Raw genomic sequence first — 18266 nt, 5'->3', positions numbered from 1 at the left:
CGCGCCCCTGGGGAAGACATTTCGCTCACGACCAGCCGGCAATGCTCTGCAGGAACAGGCCGGCGGCCCGTGACAGCGGATGTTTTTCGCCGCTGAGCAGGCAATATGTGACCGGCAGCTCCGGTTCCAGCACGACGAAGCGCAAGGGCAGTGCCGCGTATTCGCGGGCGATCAGTTCACTGACCAGCGCAATGCCAAGACCCTCGGCGGCCAGTGCGCAGGCGCTTGCGACGGAATGCGCCTCCAGCAACGGCCGCTGTCGCAAGCCGTGCTGATAGAACAGCGCCTCAAGCTGATGGCGGACGGGCCGTTCACGATTGAGGACGATGAGATCGTGGCCCTTCAGCTCGGCGATCATCAGCGACGACCGCTCGGCGAGCGGATGATCCCGATGCACGACGCAGACGATCCGCGACGGCAGCAGCTTTTCCTGCCGCAGTCCCGGAGTTGCCAGCGGCAGGCGCGCGAAACCGATATCGGCTTCGCCATCGGCAACCATGCGTTCGAGCGCCAGATAATTGCCGGAGGCCAGTTCCACGCGCATCGGGCCGTTGGCGGCAAGGAAATCTCGGATCATTCTAGGTATCCGGTTCGACGACAGACTGGCCGGAAAAGCAAGTCTCAGCAGCATGTCGCGGGAGCGCCCGTTCTCCAATTCGATGGCCGCCGTCTTAAGCACACGTAGGCGATCGGCGATGGCGCGGATTTCCGGTCCGAGCTGCAGGCCTTCGCGCGTCGGCGCCAGGCGGTTCTTGTCACGCTCGAACAGGCGAACGCCAAGATAATCCTCCAGCTGCTGCAGGAGCCGGCTTGCATTCGATTGCGAAATGCCGAGCTCCAATGCTGCGGCAACCGTCGAACCGGTGGCGGCGATCGCGTCATAGGCCTCGATATGCTTCAGGCTGATCGCCGCCTTCACCATGGAGAACCCCTTCCTTCGATAGACTTATTCGAAAACCGCATAAGATTGCGGCCTTCGTCGAAGTCGAACACTTTTGCCCGTGTACCAAGCGCAGCGAAAGACATTCGTCAATGGCCACGATCCTACTCGATATCGCCCGACAGCTTTCAGCGCGGACGGAGTTTTCATCTCTTGCCATGGAGCGCGCCCGCGACGCGGTTATCGACACGCTCGGATGCATGATGGCGGGCACCAAGGATCCAAGCGTAGCGGCGGTTACCGCGGCATTCGGCAATGAGATATCCGCCAGCGGTTCCGGATGGCTTGTCACAGGCAGATACGCATCGCCCTCGGTGGCGGCACTTGTGAACGGCACGGCGGCCCATGCCCTCGATTTCGATGATAATTTTCATCCCGCCCGGGCTCATGCGTCCGCAGTTCTGGTGCCGGCCCTGCTCGCCACCCTCCATCCGCAGCGCCCGATCGGCGGCAAGCAGTTTCTGGAAGCCTATCTGACCGGGCTCGAGGCCCAGGCGGCAGTCGGTTTCGGGGTCAATCCCTCCCATTACAACAGAGGCTGGCATGGCACCTCCACGGTCGGCGCGATTGGAACGGCCGCCGGCGTCGCGCGCCTGCTCGGCGCCAACATCGAGGAGACGGCGCAGGCCATGTGCCTGGCCACCTCGATGGCATCCGGTCCCAAAGGCCAGTTCGGCACCCTGGCCAAACCACTGCATGCCGGAATTGCAGCGCGCAATGCAGTCGAAGCCGCCCTGCTGGCTATGTCAGGCAGCGGCGGCCGGCTCGACATCCTTGAGCGACCGCAGGGTTTTTTGGATCTCTTTGGCGGCGGCGAAGCCCGCGGTTGGGCGGACTGGCGGCTGGATGAAGCCCATGTCATTGAAACCCGCGGTCTTGTCACCAAGCGCCATCCCTGCTGCGCCTCGACGCATCGGGCAATCGACGCGCTTTTCGACCTGAAACAGGAACATCGGCTGAGCGCCGGCGATATCGATCGTATCGACGTCAAAGTCGGGATTTCAGCCGCCCGCAATCTTGCTTATCCGCGGCCAGAGAACGAGATGCAGGCTCGCTTCTCGATGCCGTATTGCCTTGCAAGGGCGATGCTGCAGGACAGGCTCAGCCTGTCGGACTTCGCCCCCGCCGCCCTTCGACAGGCAGACGTCCTTGCGCTGATGCCGCGGATCGAGATGCATTCCTACACATCAGGCGAGGAGTACGGTCATGATCGTCTTCCGCATGTGCTGACTGTGACACTGCGGGACGATACAGGTCTTAAGAGCCAACGGCTTCATGCCAAGGGATCGATCGAGGTTCCCCTCGACGCCGGCCAGCGACGAAGCAAATTCGTCGATTGCGTTTATTGGGGCTCCGGACATGCGACCGATGATCTCTACGACAATCTCCTGGATCTCTCTCAGTCGACCTCGGCATCAAATCTCCTGAACTTGCTTGCGGCATCGTCTTGAGTGGGCATTCCGAAGGCGAAGCTTCAGCACCAAATCAGTGGCAGCCTTAAACGGGTGGCATCCCTTTGAGCCTGCGAAAATGCGGCACGTCCATTGCCCGGCGCTCGATCGACAAGATCAGCCGCTCGACAGTCGCAGGCAGCGGTACGCCGGTTGCCGTGATGACGCCCCAGTAGAACGGAATGTGGAAGGCGAGCGGCAGGATGACGACATCCTTGATCGGAAGCCCGGTCAGGGTAACGGACTCGACGATCGCCACGCCAAGTCCCGAGCGAGCCAGCGCGAGCGAGACATAGGTCGCATTGCTGTCGATAATTCCACCCGTTTCAATCGAATGCTCCGCAAGCGCCTTGTCGATCCTCATCCTCAGCCGGTAGGGGTTGGCGGAAGCGATCAGCCGGCGGCCCTTCAGGTTTTCCGCGGAAAGCAGATCGAGGCCGGCCAGGGGATCGTTTGCGGCGACCACGGCGACACAGGGCACCTCGCCCACCCAATGCACATCCACCCCGGGATTATCCAGCGGAAGGCTTGCGATGCCGATATCGGCGGTTCGCGCCACGACCGCCTGCACGACATTTTCAGCCGACGTGCTTAGAAGGTGGACATGATCCGGAAACTGGTCCGCGGGTAGGTCGCTCAGGGCGAGCGGGACAATGCTCGCGGCGATGGCCGGGATCGACGCCACTTCGATGGGCGTCGCCCGCGCTGTCGCGATCGAGCGGGCACGTTCGCTGATCGTGCGCAATCCGCTCAAGAACAGCTCCGCCTGAGCGAAGAAGGCCACGCCATGCTCCGTCGGCGCTATTCGCGGACCGTTGCGATGCAGGATTGGAAATCCGAGTTCCTGCTCCAGATCTTGTATGAGCCGGGTAATCACCGGCTGCGACTTGCCCAGCGCCTTGGCAGCGCCGGTCATGCTGCCGATCGAGATCACGGCAACGAACGCCTCGAGCTGTTTCGTATCCAGATAGTCAGGGGGCATCCAAAATCCTGAATTCGGCTAAACCACACAGCGTACCAGTTGTCGCAAGCCGACTGGATGTCTCCTTAGACCGGCTGGGATTGCCCGACAACACCCATAGGTCGATTTGCTCAGCGGAAGCTGGAGGTGGATTGAACAAGATCGGCAATCTCCATCATCGAAGCGAAGCCCATAAAGGGACAGGCTTGCCCCAAGGAAACCTGGTTAGGCGGGCGGCCTTTCCCACAGCGCCGTTCTGCCGTCGAAGGGATCGATCGGGAGATGGAACACGCCCTTCTCCATGTGCAAGACCTGGGGCGTGGCGCCGGAATAACGCGGCCAACTGCCTGCAGGCGTCTCAGGCGCCGCGTCGCGAATAAACGAGACCCAGACGTCGTGAACCGCTGTCGCGAAGGTCCTATCCCTGACGGACTGGCGGACCGGCAGATGACTGACATCCATCCCCTGGCGATACCAGACCTCGCCGACCTCCGCACCATGTGGGGCGCCAAGCTCGTCCGGCTCGACGGGACCATAGAGATATTTATAGACCGGCTGATGCGCGGCATGGAGGCGCGCGAACCGGGTGGCAGGGTTCTGGAATACCAGGTCACCGCCGACGGCCCTCCAGATGCCGCGTGCCGTATGCTGCGGAAGAGCTTCGCGATATCGCCGGACGATCTCGATGCCGGTCAGTCCCAAAGGCCGCACGCGCTGATGCAGCAGCTGGGCAGCGAGATCGAAGTCCATTTCCAGCTGCACGGTGGCATGCGTGACGTATTCGCCCGTCGTGCAGCCGATCATCATCGGGACGGCGGCCGTTTTTCCGCGCGCGGCGGCGTCTTCCGGATGCAGCGGAAGCGAGATCCCATCGACAACCGGAACGAAAGGCACGCCCAGCATCGAGGCCGAGCCGTCCCGCTCGAAATCATGCTTTTCGTAGGACTCATTGCAGAGGTCGCGCTGTGCAATGAGCAGTTTCTCGAAGGGCACGTTTGCGAGTTCCGCTTCGGTCACCTTTAGATAGTCCAGCATGCGCTTGTTGAGCTTCTGGGCGTCGTCCATCGTCGAGACGCCGGTACTTGCGCCGCTCTGCAGCATTGCTTTGCAAAACAGCCCGTCGGCCGCCGGCATCGCCATGACAGCCGCGATCGAGAAGCCCCCTGCCGACCGACCTGCAAACGTGACCTGCTTCGGATCTCCTCCGAAGGCGGAGATGTTGTCGCGGACCCATTCCAGTGCCGCGATCTGATCCAGAAGGCCGCGATTGTCCGGCGAGCCGTCGTTCAGATGCAGAAAGCCGAGCGCCCCAAGCCGATAGTTGACGGTCACCTCGACGAGGCCGTTCGCGGCAAACGCGCCACTTTGCAGCACCGCCTCATTGGCGGAACCGACAGCGTAACCGCCTCCGTGAATCCAGACCAGGACCGGTGCCGAGCCCATGATGGACGGCGTGCGGATGTTGACCGTCAGGAAGTCGGTGCCGAATTCGAGCGTCGATGCCGCCGCCTTTCCCACGGGACCATAGGTCGGGATCTGCGGGCACACTTCGCTGAGCGCTTTGGCGGACCGGATCCCGGACCAGCGTGGAACCGGCTGCGGCGCGGCGAAACGCCGTTCGGGCGTGATCGGCGCCGCATAGGGAACGCCGAGAAAGACGGCGTAGCCGTTCTCAGTAAAACCCTCGATGGTGCCGGCAGTTGTCTCAACGAGCATGTCAGAGCGCCTTGCGGAGGCCAATCAGCTTTTCGACCACCATCACGACCCCGACCGAGATTAGGATCAGGACGACGGAGAGGGCGGCGATCTGCGGATCGGTGGAATATTCGAGATAATGGTAGATTTCCGTCGGCAGCGTCGAAGCCTTGACCGACACGATGAAGAGCGAGATCGTCGCTTCGTCGAAGGAGATGAGAAAGGCAATCACGCCGCCTGCAATGAGGCCCGGCCGCACCAGCGGCAGGGTTATGCGCCAGAACACCATGCGCGGCGATGCGCCATGGACGAGGGCCGCTTCCTCGATGCGGGTATCCACGGCCATCAGGCTCATGGTGATCGTTCTGACGGTGTAGGGGATCGTGATGCCGAGATGGGCCAGCACGATCCCCGGATAGCTATCCAGCAGGCCGAGCGGCGCGATCACCAGCATGATGCCAACCGCAAGAACGATATGCGGCACGAGAAATGGTGCGAGAATGAGAAAGTTCACCGCCGCCTTGCCACGGAAGTGGTGCCTCACCAGCGACAAGGATAGGAGCATTCCGGCAGAAACCGCGACGAAACCAACGATCGCGCCGATGATGAGGCTGCGCCAGAAGGCCGAGATGAACTTGACGTTCTGGAAAACCTTCACATAGGAGCCGAAGGAGAAGCTCTCCGGCGGGAAGGCCAGATACTGGCGTGTATCGAAGGAGATGATGAAGACAACGATAATCGGTGCCAGCAGGAACAGGTAAAGCAGCGCGATCAGCATATTCCAGGCGAACCGGCCGAGGAGTGGATTGCTCTGCATGGTTCCTCACGTCTCCAAGGCGCGCAGCGCGCGCTGGTAAAGCAGGATGATGCTGCTGAACAGGATCAGCAGCATGACCGACAGGGCTGCCGCCAACGGCCAGTTGAGCGTGACCGTCGCCTCGTTGAAGACTTCGGTGCCGAGCACGAAGACGCGCCCGCCGCCCATCAGCCGCGGCGTGACGAAAGAGGAGATCGCCAGCACGAAGACCAGAAGCGCTGCAGTGAGCACGCCGGGGGCGCTGAGCGGCAGGATGATGCGCGTGAAGACCCTCAAGCGGTTCGCCCCGAGCATGGCGGCGGCCTCCTCGAGTTGCGTGTTCAGCCGCCCGAAACCGCTGAGCATCGCGAGGATGGCATAGGGCATCAGGATTTCGATCAGCGCGACAGTGGCCCCGAAGCTGTTGTTGGTGAGCCGGACAACCCCGCCCGTCAGCGAAAGAGACTGGAGCGTGCTGTTGATCACGCCGCGGTCTCCGAGGATGACCATCCAGCCATAGGTTCTGACGACCGACGATGTCAGCAACGGCGCGACGGCAAGTGCCGTCAGGATACCGCGAAAGCGGCTTTCCGTGCGCGCCAAGAACAGCGCGATCGGATAGGACAGGATCACCGCAAAAATCGCGACGTTAAACCCGAGCACCAGCGTGTTCCAGGCCACCCGCCAGTAAAACGGGTCGAACAGCACCGCCGTGTAGGATTGCAACGTCCAGTCTCCGCCGCTGAGAGCACCCATCGTCGAGGATGCGAAGGAGGCACGTAAAAGCCAGATCAGCGGCAGGAGAAAGGTGATTACCAGGGCGATGAGCCCCGGCAACAGCAGCATCAGCAATACCCCGCGCGACGCGTTTGCCGATGGCGTTCCGGCAGCTGGAAGTGCGGTAGCGCTCATGGCGCCACCTGCCCGACCAGGGTCACGTCTTGCGGGGCGACGGCGAGCGTCACTTCGCTGCCCTTCTCGGGCAATACGCCGGCGTGGGTGGGAAGATCCGCCTGCAGCAGTCTGTCCCCGCAGCGAATGTTCAGCGTCAGGATCTGGCCACGATAGACGATGTGCTCCACGGTTCCGGTAAAGCTGTTCGGCAGGCCGGAACTGCCGGCGAGAACCAGCCTGTGCGGCCTGATCATCAGCTTGACCGTTGATCCCACCGGCGCTTCACCGACGAAACGCAGCGTCTTCAGCCCTTCGACCACGGCAAGGCCGGGTTCGGCTACCCGGCCTTCGAAGAAGGTCCCCGCTCCGATGAAAGAAGCGACGAACTCGGTCTGAGGTCGGTCGAAAATCTCGCGCGGCGTACCGACCTGTTCCAGGCGCCCGGCGGACATGACCGCCAGGCGGTCTGCCATGGACAAGGCCTCGTCCTGATCATGGGTGACGAAGATCGCCGTGACGCCGGTACGCGCCTGGATATCGCGGATCTCATCGCGCATCTCGTCTCGAAGCTTGGCATCGAGATTGGAAAGTGGTTCGTCGAGCAGCAGAAGTTCCGGCTCGATCACCAGCGAGCGGGCGATCGCTGCGCGCTGCTGCTGACCGCCGGATAGCTGGCTGACCTTGCGGTCGCCAAGCCCGGTCAGCTTCACGAGATCGAGCGCTTTGCGGACACGCTCCTCCCGCTCGGCGCGGCCGACATTGCGCATTTCGAGGCCGAACGAGATGTTCTGGGCGACTGTCATGTGGGAAAACAGGGCGTAGGCCTGGAAGACCATGCCCATGTTGCGCTTGTAGACGGCAATCGACGACACATCCTTGCCCTCGAGCCTGATCGCTCCCGAGGTCGGGGCGATCAGGCCGGCTATCATGCGCAGGATCGTTGTCTTGCCGCAGCCCGAGGGGCCTAAGAGGGCCAGCATCTCGCCACGCGGCAGCGAGAAGCTGACGTGATCCACGGACGGCTTCTGGGCGCCTGGATAGGTCTTCACGAGATTGTCGATGACGACGTGATGATCAGCCATGGCGGCCAGATTCTCCAAGTTGGATCAGTTGAGCGCGATGACTTCGCGGTTGATGCGCTGGATCCAGGCCGAGTATTTTTCGGCGACGAAATTCCAGTCGAGCGACATCTGTGCGGCCTGCGCTTCCTTCGAGCCATAGATGCGGGCAGCAACGGCGTCCGCCAGGTTCACCTTGGTATTGACCGGACCGTAGAAGCTCTTCTCGGCGAACGCCGCCTGCGCTTCGGTGCCGAGCGCATAGTTGATGAAGAGCTGGGCCGCCGCCGCGTTCTTGGAATTTTCGACAAGGCCGATCGTGTTGGTCTGGCCGATCGAACCTTCCTTCGGGGCCGCGACGCCGATCTTGCCGCCCTGAGTGTCATGCAGGTACTGCGCACGGCCGTTCCAGCAGATCGACAGATCGACTTCGCCGCTCTGGATCACCGCATAGCAGTCCGGAGCCGGCTCCCAGGTCGAGACGTTCGGCGCGATCTTCTTCAGGAGGCCGAGCGCCGGGTCGATGCTCTGCTTGTAGTCGGCACCCGCCAGCTTGTCGAGAATCGGCAGCAGGATGACACCGCGGGTGTCGCCAAGCTTTGCGGCAATCTTACCCTTGTATTTGGGGTCGGCCAGGTCGTTCCAGCTGGTTGGCGGCTGCTTGACGGTATCCGTATTGTAGAGGATCGCCAGGTTGTCCTGCGAGAACGCAACAGCCTTGTCACCGTCGAGACGAGCCCAGGCGGGCATCTCGTCGAGCACCTTGACCTTGGCGGGGTCGAGCTTGGCAAAAATGCCATCCTTGCTGGCCTTGATAGCGACGGCGACGTCGATCAGCGCGATGTCGATCTTCGGATCGGCGCGCTGCAGGGTCAGCAGCGCCAGGGTCTCCGCGGAATTCTTGCTCTGCTGATAGGTGACGTCGATGCCGGGATATTTGGCCTTGAACGGTTCGATGATGAACTTCTGGTAATTGTCCGCGAACACGCCGGAAAAGCCGACGATGTTGACGGTGCCTTTGGTCGAGGCGTCCTGTGCCTGAGCCGTGCCCAGAAGCGCCAGCATCCCGGCGACAGCCGCGCCAGCGCGAAGCAAGATCCGCGAAACCCCGTTCCCTGAAATCCTATTCTCCATGCATGTTGTCATGTCCGTCTCTCCAGTTTTAGCCAAGGGCTTGCCATCTATCAGCTTGCAATTCATTGGGCGCCTGACGCGAACCACTCTCCGTGCGCTGCAGTTTTCTTCCTTCCGCCGGCTTCGTCACGCGGTTGGCGTCCAGGCCTTGCCGAGGACACGCAGCCAGTTCTTTCCGAGCAGCTTCAGCACCAGATCCTCGCTCCAGCCGCGTGCCAGCATGCGGGCGGTCAGGTTCGGCAACTCGGTCATCCGCTCGATCCCCTTCGGTTTGGAAATCTTGACCGAGCCGAACTCGGTCAGCCTGCGGGCCGTGCCCTTGTCCTTGTTGGCCCACAGCAGCCAGGGTCCGGGACGTGGGCGATCGAGCGAAAAGTCGGTGCCGATGCCGACATGGTCTTCACCGACCAGGTCGATGATATAGGCCATAGCATCGAGGTAGTCCTCGACGGTGGCATCATTGCCGGCAGCAAGGCCGGGCGCAAAAAGGCTGACGCCGATAATGCCACCCTTTTGCGCGCAGGCAGTGAAGAGTTCGTCCGGCTTGTTGCGCTTCACGTCCTTCAGCGCCCTCGGCAGGATGTGGGAAATGCAGACCGGGCTCTTCGACTGCGCGATGACGTCCGCGGTCGTCTTGTCGCCTACGTGGCTGAGGTCGCAGAGGACCCCGACGCGGTTCATCTCCGCCAGAACTTCCTTGCCGAAACCGGTGAGGCCGCTATCGACCTCCTCCAGGTAACCGGCACCGGAATAGTTCTGGGTATTGTAGGTGAGCTGCATGATCCCGACGCCGAGATCCTTGAAGATTTCCACGTAGTCGAGCTTGTCCTCGAGCGGCGACGTGTTCTGCCAGCCGATGATGATGCCAGTCTTGTTTTCCGCCTTGGCGGCATGGATATCGGCGACGGTGCGAACCGGACGGAGAATGTCGTCGTTCTCGCGCAGGAAGCGCTTCCATTCGGAAACATAGGCGATGCCTTCGCGAAAATTCTCCCAGAGCAGCGATGAGACGTTGACGGCCGTCAGGCCCCCTGCCCGCATTTCCTCGAAGATCGACCGGCTCCACTGGCAGGTCTGCAGGCCATCGACGATGATGGCATCTTCGTGCAGCTTCTTCGCGCTCAGGTTTTCGGTGTCGGGCATCACGCAGGCTCCTTCAGTGCTTCAGTCGTTTTTCGGCCGGCTTTCAGGGCCCGGTCGACGAAATCGAGACGGTCCTGGCCCCAGAACAATTCCGTGCCGACGACATAGGTCGGCGTTCCGAAAATGCCGAGCCGCTCGGCCTCTGCAAGGTTTTCCTGCCACTCATCGACGATCGCTTCCGGCTGCGGATCGACCACCAATGCGGAAGCTTCCTCGCCGGCCGTCGCATGGGCGATCGCGCGCAGTGTGTCGGTATCGGCGATATCGCGCTCTTCGGCCCAGAGGGCCCGCTGGACAGCGAAGGAAAACGAGATGGCGTCGAGGCCGGCTTTCTGGAGCGCGATCACCGCCTGCGCTGCCGGTTCGATCGTGCGGCAGGGATAAAATTTCGGTTTCAGGTTGAGCGGAATGCCGAGATATTCCCGCCAGCGGCGCAATTCCACCTCGTGATAGAGCTGACGCGCGTCCGGCCGCCTGCGCAACGGTATGCCGCCATTGGCCTCGATGATGCGGATCGGGCGCAGACGCACGTGAGCGCCGTTGTCGCCGGCGACGGCAATCGCCTTCTGTGCCCCGAAATATGCCCAGGGCGACGAGATGCCGTAAAAAATCTGCAACAGCGGGGCGTGTTCATCCGTTGGCACGGTTCACTTCCTCTTCGAGGTCTGCGTCTGTCCATTCGTCGCCAAGAAGCTCCGGCGTATCGAACCCGAGAAAGCGATCGAGATGGTTGGCCCGGTCTTCGACAAACAGCGAGCGGGTAAGTCCTGTGGCAAGTCGCGTTGCCCCCTCGCTGATGGAAGGAATGCCGCTCGTGATCTTGCCGTGTGACGGGACCGCGGGATAGGCGAAGCAGGAGATCCGGGAAACCGCATCCGCTGTCGCGATGTCGAGATCGGGTTTGGGCCGGAACTCGAAAGCCGGGCCGAGATAGGGGCTGGCGCCGATGCCGGCATGTTCCCAGCCGGGAGGAGGAGTGTAGACGTCCTGCCAGAGCAGGATCCGGTCCCGCAGCGCCGCAAATTCTGGACGCTTGCCGAAATCGACCGAAAAGCCGGTGGCGAAAATCACCAGGTCGGCGGCATAACGGCCCTTCGGCGTCACGACCTCGACACCATCGCCCATCTCGACCAGGTCGTCCACGGGGCTTGCGACGTGAAAGAAGGCGTTCGGGTGCCGCGAGACCCGTTGCACGCTATGGCGCGGCGGCGGAATCTGCGCCCGCTCGCCAGCCACCATATAGGTCCATTTGTCCGCATCCGGCAGGCCGAGATAACCATGTGTCATTCCCTGGCTACCGACACCCGTGAACTTGTCGATGCGCGGGATATCCGGACGACGGACGAAAATATCAACACGTAACGCGCCGGCTTCCAGAGCGGCGGCGGCATTGTCCATGGCCGAGGCACCGGCCCCGACTATCGCAACCCGCTTGCCCTTCAGCAAGGCCATGTCGATGAGGTCGGCCCCGTGCTTCACGAAACGCGGGGATACCCGGTTAGCGACCTCCGGCTGCATGGGTGCGCCCAATCCATCGAGACCGGTCGCCAGCACGACGCGACGGGCGAACACCTTGCGTGCCTGCCCGCCGGTCTCCACCTGCAGTGCCAGCAGCCCGTCCTCGCGAAAATCCAGACCCGCAAACGCCGTCTCGTTGACCACATCAAGATCGAGCACCCGGCGATACCAAACAAGGTATTCCATCCACATCGGGCGTGGGATGAGCCCCATGTCGAGATAGGCCTGAGCGCCGTATTGCGCCTCGAACCAGGCCCGGAACGTCAGCGACGGAATGCCAAGGGCCGGACCGACGGCATCCTTGCGCGTCCGCAGGGTTTCCATGCGCGCGTAGGTCATCCACGGCCCTTCGAACCCTTGCGGACTACGGTCAAAGGCCCGCGCATTCGATATCCCGACCTTTTTCAAAGCCGCCAGAGCGACCAATCCGCATAAACCCGCCCCAATCACGGCGACATCGAGAACCCGCGAGCCTTCGACGTCCCGGGGCGGCACCCAGGCCTTCGGCGGCTGGTTCAACCAAAGCAGATCCAGGGCCAGACGCGCTTCAAGCGCCTCAAGATCGGCGGGTCGATTTCGATCCTGCATTCTCGTGCCCCAAGTCAATTATGCGAAAAAAACATAGAAGCGCATTAAGGATGCGCTTTTTGAAAAATTACTCCAACCGTGGGAGATTGCAAGAGCGTCATGATTGTGTGTCGGGGGCGCCATAGATTTCCTTTTCAAGAATTCCATCGAATTGAGCATCTTCTCTGTTCAGCCCAGGACCCGCACGCCATACGCCGAGGCCGAGCACTTCGATTTCTTCAGTCCGCGGTATTTTTCGGCAGACGCTCGGCATCCTCGCCACAGAATTCGGCACGAGCGGCCTGCATTCCGAAATTGATCTCGCCTGTTTGGCGCTATTCACTTGGCGCAAAGCATGAAATTTCAGTTTCACAGAAATTGGCATGAAATCTGCTTCTCCTTTGCCGACTGGGTGAAAATCCGGCGACTTCAATAAAAAGAGGGAACAGCATGACCAGAACTTCATCAACGCGCCGGCACGGCATCGGCATTTTCCAGACCCTGCGGATGACGACGATATTTGGCGCGACCGCGGCAGCACTCCTTGCAGCCGCCGCGACCCCCGCATTGGCGGCTGGAACACTGCGCATCGGCATGACCGCTTCCGACATCCCGCTCACCACCGGCCAGACCGACCAGGGCGGTGAAGGCCAGCGCTTCATGGGTTATACGGTCTATAATTCGTTGATCGAGTGGGACCTTTCGAAGGCCGATAAGCCATCCTCCCTCATTCCGAGCCTTGCAACGTCCTGGCAGGTCGATCCGACTGACAAGAGCAAATGGGTCTTCAAGCTGCGCGATGGTGTCAAATTCCATGATGGCAGCGCCTTCGATGCGGATGCCGTCGTCTGGAACCTCGACAAGCTTCTGAAGACGGACGCACCGCAGTTCGACAAGCGCCAAGCGGCCCAGGGCAAGTCGCGTATTCCGGCGGTTGTTTCCTATAAGGCAATCGATCCGCAGACCGTCGAGATCGTCACCAACACGCCGGACGCGACGCTTCCATACCAGATCAGCTGGATTCTGATCTCTTCGCCGACGAATTGGGAAAAACAGGGCAAGAGCTGGGATACGGTTGCCCAGAAGCCGTCGGGCACCGGCCCATGGAAGATGGAAAGCGGCTTCACGCCGCGCGAGCGGGCAGAGCTGACGCCCAACAAGGATTATTGGGACAAGGCGCGGGTTCCCAAGCTCGACAAGCTCGTCCTGATCCCGCTACCCGAGCCGAACACCCGCGTAGCCGCAATTCGCTCCGGCCAGGTCGACTGGATCGAGGCCCCCGCTCCGGATTCGGTGAAATCGCTGAAGGAAGCCGGCTTCAAGATCATCACCAATTCCTATCCGCATAACTGGACCTGGCATCTGTCGCGTATCGAAGGCTCGCCGTGGAACGATATCCGCGTCCGCAAGGCCGCAAACCTTGCCGTCGATCGCGATGGCCTCAACGAGCTTCTCGGCGGCCTTTCCGTTCCCGCGCAAGGCTACATGCCGCCCGGCCACCAGTGGTTCGGCAAGCCGACCTTCAAGGTGGAATACAATGTCGAGGAAGCCAAGAAGCTGATGAAGGAAGCGGGCTACGGTCCCGACAAGCCGCTGAAGACCAAGGTCATCATCTCCTCCTCCGGTTCGGGTCAGATGCTGCCGCTGCAGATGAACGAATATATCCAGCAGACGCTCGCCGAAGTCGGCATCAATATCGAATACGAGGTGATGGACTGGAATACGGTCATCAACGTCTGGCGCGCCGGCGCCAAGGATCCGAGCGCCAAAGGCGCCACGGCCATCAACTACAGCTACTTCATCCAGGATCCCTTCACCGCCATGATCCGTCAGTCGCAGTGCAAGCTCGCTCCGCCGACCGGCACCAACTGGGGTTATTATTGCGACAAGGATATGGATGCGCTGTTCGACAAGGTGCGCAACACCTTCGATCCCGTGGAACAGGACAAGGTGATGCAGCAGGTGCACGAGAAATACGTGAACGATGCGCTGTTCCTGATAGTGACGCATGACGTCAACCCCCGCGCCATGACCACCAAGGTCAAGGGCTTCGTCCAGGCACAGAACTGGTTCCAGGACTTCTCGACGATCACCCTAGATCCCTGATCTCGAGCCAGTGGCGCGCCGGTCGATCGGCGCGCCGCCCTTCCATGATGCCCGATCAACCTCTTCCGGTGAGGACACCATGCTGCTCTATGCCCTGAAACGGCTTCTGCACGTTATTCCCGTCGCGATCGGCGTGAGCATCGTATGCTTCATGCTGATCCATATCGCGCCGGGCGATCCGCTCGCCGCCATCCTGCCTTCGGATGCCTCCGCCGACCTGCAGACACAGATGCGCAGCTTCTACGGCCTCGACCGGCCGCTTCCCATCCAATATGCCCTTTGGGCATGGCATGCGCTGCATGGCGATCTCGGCAACTCGATCGCCAGCGGTCGGCCGGTGCTGAACGAGATCCTGGATGCATCCGTCAATTCCATCATCCTCGCACTCGCTGCCGCCGTTATCGGCTTCGTGGCAGGTTCTTCCCTGGGTTTCCTTGCCGGTGTCTTCCGCGGAAGCTGGGTGGATCGCCTCGCTTCGGCGGTTTCGATGCTCGGCGTCAGCGTGCCCCATTACTGGCTCGGCATGGTCCTGGTCATCGCCTTCTCCGTCACGCTCGGCTGGCTGCCGGCCATGGGCGGCGGACCGGAGGGATCGGCGGGCCGAACCTTAAGCTGGGCTTATCTGCAGTTCCTCATCTTGCCTGCGGTCACCATGTCGGTCATCCCGATGGGCATCATCGCCCGCACCATCCGCTCGCTGGTCGCCGACATCCTCTCCCAGGACTTCACCCAGGCGCTCGCCGCCAAGGGGCTGATGACGCCGCAGATCCTGCGCCACGTGGTGCGCAACGCCGCGCCGACCGCGCTCTCGGTCATGGGACTGCAGCTCGGTTACCTGCTCGGCGGCTCGATCCTGATCGAAACGGTTTTCTCCTGGCCCGGAACCGGCTTCCTGCTGAACGGCGCGATCTTCACCCGCGACCTGCCCATCCTGCAGGGGACGATCCTGGTGCTCGCCATGTTCTTCGTTTTCCTCAACCTCGTCGTCGACGTGCTGCAGAGCGCGATCGATCCCCGCATCCAGAGGAGCTGACACATGGCTGTCGTCACCGCAGACATCGCGGCCCCTTCCCCTGCCGCTATTGCCAAGTCCCCTGGTTTCTGGAGCGGCGTGTTGCGCCGCATCTCCCGTGACCCGGTCGCCATGTCGGCCCTCGCTATTCTCCTGATCCTGGTGCTGATCGCGATTTTCGCGCCCTATATCGCGCCCTACGATCCTTCCAAGGGCAGCGTCATCCGCCGCCTCAAGCCGATCGGCACGCCAGGCTATATCTTCGGCACGGACGAACTCGGCCGCGACATGCTCTCCCGGCTGATCTATGGGGCGCGGCTTTCCCTCATCATGGGCGTTATCCCGGTGCCGGTCGCCTTCATCATCGGCTCGACCATCGGTATCGTCGCTGGTTATGCAGGCGGCATCGTCAATACGCTGATCATGCGCACGGTCGACGTCTTCTACGCGTTTCCCTCGGTCCTTCTGGCCGTGGCGCTGTCGGGCGCCCTCGGCTCGGGGCTCACCAACGCGCTCGTCTCGCTGACTGTCGTCTTCATCCCGCAGATCGCCCGCGTCGCCGAAAGCGTCACCACCCAGGTCCGCAAGCTCGATTACGTGGACGCGGCGCGGGCGTCCGGCGCCCCGCCGATGACGATCATCCGCGTCCATATCCTCGGCAACGTGCTCGGCCCGATCTTCGTCTTTGCCACGAGCCTGATATCCGTCTCGATGATCCTCGCCTCGGGCCTCTCCTTCCTTGGCCTCGGCGTGCGGCCGCCGGATGCCGAATGGGGGCTAATGCTGAACACGCTTCGCACGGCAATCTACAACAATCCGTTCGTGGCGGCCCTCCCCGGCCTGATGATCTTCATCACCTCGATCTGCTTCAACCTTTTCTCAGACGGGCTGCGCACAGCCATGGACGTGAAGTCATGATCAGCATCGTCGAAGAACCCGCCTACGATCTTCCCGTCGGCGAAAGGGGCGGCCCCGCTCAGCCGCTCATCTCCGCGCGCGGCCTGATCAAGCATTTCCCGGTCAAGGGTAGCGGCTTCATGAAGCCGAAGAAGGTCGTCCGCGCCGTCGATGGCGTCGATTTCGATATCCTCAAGGGCGAGACACTGGGCGTCGTCGGGGAAAGCGGCTGCGGCAAGTCCACGACGGCGCGGCTGCTGATGCAGCTCATCTTGCCTGACCGAGGTGATGTCCTGTTCGACGGTGAGACGGTCGGCGGCGCGCTGCCGCTTTCCGATTACCGCCGCCAGGTCCAGATGGTCTTTCAGGACAGCTATGCCTCCCTCAATCCCAGGCTCACGATTGAAGAATCCATCGCCTTTGCGCCCCGCGTGCATGGCGTTGCCGCGAGCAAGGCGATCGCCAGGGCCCATGACCTGCTGTACCGGGTCGGGCTGGAGCCCTCGCGCTTTGCCGGCCGTTACCCGCACGAACTGTCGGGGGGACAACGGCAGCGCGTCAATATCGCCCGGGCGCTCGCACTCGAACCACGGCTTGTCATCCTCGACGAAGCCGTGTCGGCACTCGACAAGTCGGTGGAGGCCCAGGTCCTGAACCTGCTCCTCGACCTGAAGCGGGATTTCGGCCTGACTTACCTGTTCATCTCCCACGACCTCAACGTCGTGCGCTTCATGTGCGACCGGGTGATGGTCATGTATCTCGGCAAGGTGGCCGAGATCGGCAGCCGCGATGCGATCTTCGAAAACACCCGCCATCCCTATTCCGCTGCGCTTCTCGCCTCGATGCCGAAGATGGACCCGTCCGAACGAACCTCGGAGCCGCCGCTCTCGGGCGACCCGCCGAACCCGATCGATCCGCCGTCAGGCTGTCGGTTCCATACCCGCTGTTCGTTTGCCGAGAGCGTCTGCAGCGAGAGTTTGCCGCCGCTTGCCAGCGTCTCCGAAAGCCAGTCCGCAGCCTGCTTGATGTCCGTACCGGGCTCACGCCACAGCCGTGCACCGGCATTGATGGAGGCATGACCATGCAAACCGCCGCGATGATCGACATCCGCAATCTTTCCGTGACCTTCAATCGCGGCCGCAAACCGGTGAAGGCCGTCAACGGCGTCAGCCTTTCGGTCCAGCCGGGCGAGGTTGTTGCGCTGCTCGGCGAATCCGGGTCCGGCAAGAGCGTCACCATGCGCTCATTGCTGCGCCTGCACCCCAAAGGCACGACGATCGAGGGCTCAATGACGGTCGCCGGCCGCAATGTAACGGGATTGACGGCCAAGGATCTCGGTGCCTTTCGGGGCGCCGTCGCCTCGATGGTCTTCCAGGAGCCGCGGCTGGCACTCGACCCGGTCTACACGCTTGGCCGTCAGATAGAAGAGACCATCATGCGGCATGAGGGCATCTCGCGCTCGCAAGCGGCGGCGCGCGCGCTTGCTCTCTTCCAGAAGGTCAAGATCCCCTCCCCGGAGCGCCGGCTGCAAAATTATCCGCATGAAATGTCGGGCGGCATGCTGCAGCGGTCGATGATCGCCATGGCGCTTGCCTGCAATCCGAAGGTCCTGCTCGCCGATGAACCGACCACGGCCCTCGATGCAACGGTCCAGATCCAGATCCTCCTGCTGATCCGCGATTTACAGAAGGAATACGGGCTCTCCGTCATCTTCGTCACCCATGATATCGGCGTTGCGGCGGAAGTCGCGGATCGGATCGCGGTGATGTATGCCGGGCGGATCGTCGAGGAAGGCAGGGTCGCCGACATCATCCGCGAACCGAGGCACCCCTATACCAAGGGGCTGCTCGGCGCCCGCGTCGAACTGGCCCATGGACGTGACCGGCTGATCACCATTCCCGGGGCACCGCCGGACCTGGCTGCCATGCCGCCCGGTTGCGCCTTTGCGCCGCGCTGCGCCCAGGTTTCCGATCTCTGCCGTACGGAAGTGCCTGCCCTGATGCCGCAGGGTGGCGCAGGCAGCGTCGCTTGCGTTCAATATGCCTGAACAGTGCAAAGATGATGAGAAACCATAGCGAAGCAGGGACGGCGTCC

The 18266-nt window shown here is 62.0% G+C and carries 16 protein-coding genes and 1 pseudogene; 6 read left to right on the top strand and 11 right to left on the bottom strand.

What is annotated here, in order from left to right; genetic code table 11:
* Positions 1–25: 25 nt before the first annotated feature.
* Positions 26–963, bottom strand: a pseudogene (locus tag RG540_RS25615) (LysR family transcriptional regulator).
* Between the two features lie 69 nt (positions 964–1032).
* Here RG540_RS25615 and RG540_RS25610 point away from each other — a divergent pair.
* On the top strand, positions 1033–2391 hold the full coding sequence (locus tag RG540_RS25610) for an MmgE/PrpD family protein (RefSeq protein WP_041364713.1): 1359 nt from the start codon (positions 1033–1035) through the stop codon (positions 2389–2391).
* A 46-nt stretch (positions 2392–2437) separates the two neighbouring features.
* Here RG540_RS25610 and RG540_RS25605 read toward each other — a convergent pair whose 3' ends face one another.
* The 10 genes from RG540_RS25605 to RG540_RS32515 all read right to left on the bottom strand — a co-directional run bounded on the left by RG540_RS25605 (position 2438) and on the right by RG540_RS32515 (position 12623).
* Positions 2438–3373, bottom strand: coding sequence for a LysR family transcriptional regulator (locus tag RG540_RS25605; protein ID WP_041364710.1), 936 nt, complete (start codon positions 3371–3373; stop codon positions 2438–2440).
* A 204-nt stretch (positions 3374–3577) separates the two neighbouring features.
* Positions 3578–5068 carry a carboxylesterase/lipase family protein gene (locus RG540_RS25600; RefSeq protein ID WP_041364705.1) on the bottom strand — a complete coding sequence of 497 codons (1491 nt, stop codon included), beginning with the start codon at positions 5066–5068 and terminating at the stop codon, positions 3578–3580.
* Between the two features lies 1 nt (position 5069).
* A complete protein-coding gene (locus tag RG540_RS25595; protein ID WP_041364703.1) occupies positions 5070–5864 on the bottom strand; it encodes an ABC transporter permease in 795 nt (264 codons plus the stop codon).
* A gap of 6 nt (positions 5865–5870) precedes the next feature.
* The gene (locus RG540_RS25590; protein ID WP_041364700.1) at positions 5871–6755 is read right to left on the bottom strand and encodes an ABC transporter permease; all 885 of its coding nucleotides are present in this window, start codon (positions 6753–6755) and stop codon (positions 5871–5873) included.
* Positions 6752–7819 (bottom strand): ABC transporter ATP-binding protein, encoded by a 1068-nt coding sequence (locus tag RG540_RS25585; protein ID WP_041364698.1) that lies wholly within the window; start codon positions 7817–7819, stop codon positions 6752–6754. The genes RG540_RS25590 and RG540_RS25585 overlap by 4 nt, the downstream gene beginning before the upstream one ends.
* Positions 7820–7843: 24 nt before the next feature.
* Entirely contained in the window at positions 7844–8860 is a 1017-nt protein-coding gene (locus RG540_RS25580) for an ABC transporter substrate-binding protein (protein WP_157884684.1), read from the bottom strand.
* Positions 8861–9055: 195 nt separating this feature from the next.
* Entirely contained in the window at positions 9056–10072 is a 1017-nt protein-coding gene (locus RG540_RS25575) for a dipeptidase (protein ID WP_041364694.1), read from the bottom strand.
* Positions 10072–10716: a 2-hydroxychromene-2-carboxylate isomerase gene (locus tag RG540_RS25570; RefSeq protein ID WP_046600605.1), complete on the bottom strand. Its 645-nt coding sequence runs from the start codon at positions 10714–10716 to the stop codon at positions 10072–10074. Before RG540_RS25570 ends, RG540_RS25575 begins: the two co-directional genes overlap by 1 nt.
* Positions 10703–12178, bottom strand: a complete 1476-nt coding sequence (locus RG540_RS25565; RefSeq protein WP_041364692.1) for an NAD(P)-binding domain-containing protein — start codon at positions 12176–12178, stop codon at positions 10703–10705. Before RG540_RS25565 ends, RG540_RS25570 begins: the two co-directional genes overlap by 14 nt.
* 97 nt (positions 12179–12275) lie before the next feature.
* Positions 12276–12623 carry a hypothetical protein gene (locus RG540_RS32515; protein ID WP_157884683.1) on the bottom strand — a complete coding sequence of 116 codons (348 nt, stop codon included), beginning with the start codon at positions 12621–12623 and terminating at the stop codon, positions 12276–12278.
* A gap of 41 nt (positions 12624–12664) precedes the next feature.
* Here RG540_RS32515 and RG540_RS25560 point away from each other — a divergent pair, with 41 nt between their 5' ends.
* The 5 genes from RG540_RS25560 to RG540_RS25540 all read left to right on the top strand — a co-directional run bounded on the left by RG540_RS25560 (position 12665) and on the right by RG540_RS25540 (position 18219).
* Entirely contained in the window at positions 12665–14263 is a 1599-nt protein-coding gene (locus RG540_RS25560; protein WP_041366350.1) for an ABC transporter substrate-binding protein, read from the top strand.
* Positions 14264–14342: 79 nt separating this feature from the next.
* On the top strand, positions 14343–15296 hold the full coding sequence (locus tag RG540_RS25555) for an ABC transporter permease (protein ID WP_041364689.1): 954 nt from the start codon (positions 14343–14345) through the stop codon (positions 15294–15296).
* Positions 15297–15299: 3 nt separating this feature from the next.
* Complete coding sequence (locus tag RG540_RS25550) at positions 15300–16193, top strand: ABC transporter permease (RefSeq protein ID WP_041364687.1); 894 nt, start codon at positions 15300–15302, stop codon at positions 16191–16193.
* Positions 16190–17251 carry an ABC transporter ATP-binding protein gene (locus RG540_RS25545; RefSeq protein WP_041364685.1) on the top strand — a complete coding sequence of 354 codons (1062 nt, stop codon included), beginning with the start codon at positions 16190–16192 and terminating at the stop codon, positions 17249–17251. Before RG540_RS25550 ends, RG540_RS25545 begins: the two co-directional genes overlap by 4 nt.
* Positions 17248–18219 carry an ABC transporter ATP-binding protein gene (locus RG540_RS25540; protein ID WP_041364682.1) on the top strand — a complete coding sequence of 324 codons (972 nt, stop codon included), beginning with the start codon at positions 17248–17250 and terminating at the stop codon, positions 18217–18219. Before RG540_RS25545 ends, RG540_RS25540 begins: the two co-directional genes overlap by 4 nt.
* Positions 18220–18266 lie beyond the last annotated feature (47 nt).

It is taken from the genome of Neorhizobium galegae bv. orientalis str. HAMBI 540 (genome assembly GCF_000731315.1).
In the GTDB taxonomy this organism is placed as follows: Bacteria; Pseudomonadota; Alphaproteobacteria; order Rhizobiales; family Rhizobiaceae; genus Neorhizobium; species Neorhizobium galegae.
This window is presented reverse-complemented; position numbering and strand designations above follow the sequence as displayed.

Coding starts and splice junctions, on each gene's coding strand:
- RG540_RS25610 (WP_041364713.1), top strand. CDS start 1,033: ATGGCCACGATCCTACTCGATATCGCCCGACAGCTTTCAGCGCGGACG.
- RG540_RS25605 (WP_041364710.1), bottom strand. CDS start 3,373: ATGCCCCCTGACTATCTGGATACGAAACAGCTCGAGGCGTTCGTTGCC.
- RG540_RS25600 (WP_041364705.1), bottom strand. CDS start 5,068: ATGCTCGTTGAGACAACTGCCGGCACCATCGAGGGTTTTACTGAGAAC.
- RG540_RS25595 (WP_041364703.1), bottom strand. CDS start 5,864: ATGCAGAGCAATCCACTCCTCGGCCGGTTCGCCTGGAATATGCTGATC.
- RG540_RS25590 (WP_041364700.1), bottom strand. CDS start 6,755: ATGAGCGCTACCGCACTTCCAGCTGCCGGAACGCCATCGGCAAACGCG.
- RG540_RS25585 (WP_041364698.1), bottom strand. CDS start 7,819: ATGGCTGATCATCACGTCGTCATCGACAATCTCGTGAAGACCTATCCA.
- RG540_RS25580 (WP_157884684.1), bottom strand. CDS start 8,860: ATGCTGGCGCTTCTGGGCACGGCTCAGGCACAGGACGCCTCGACCAAA.
- RG540_RS25575 (WP_041364694.1), bottom strand. CDS start 10,072: ATGCCCGACACCGAAAACCTGAGCGCGAAGAAGCTGCACGAAGATGCC.
- RG540_RS25565 (WP_041364692.1), bottom strand. CDS start 12,178: ATGCAGGATCGAAATCGACCCGCCGATCTTGAGGCGCTTGAAGCGCGT.
- RG540_RS32515 (WP_157884683.1), bottom strand. CDS start 12,623: ATGAAGTTCTGGTCATGCTGTTCCCTCTTTTTATTGAAGTCGCCGGAT.
- RG540_RS25560 (WP_041366350.1), top strand. CDS start 12,665: ATGACGACGATATTTGGCGCGACCGCGGCAGCACTCCTTGCAGCCGCC.
- RG540_RS25555 (WP_041364689.1), top strand. CDS start 14,343: ATGCTGCTCTATGCCCTGAAACGGCTTCTGCACGTTATTCCCGTCGCG.
- RG540_RS25550 (WP_041364687.1), top strand. CDS start 15,300: ATGGCTGTCGTCACCGCAGACATCGCGGCCCCTTCCCCTGCCGCTATT.
- RG540_RS25545 (WP_041364685.1), top strand. CDS start 16,190: ATGATCAGCATCGTCGAAGAACCCGCCTACGATCTTCCCGTCGGCGAA.
- RG540_RS25540 (WP_041364682.1), top strand. CDS start 17,248: ATGACCATGCAAACCGCCGCGATGATCGACATCCGCAATCTTTCCGTG.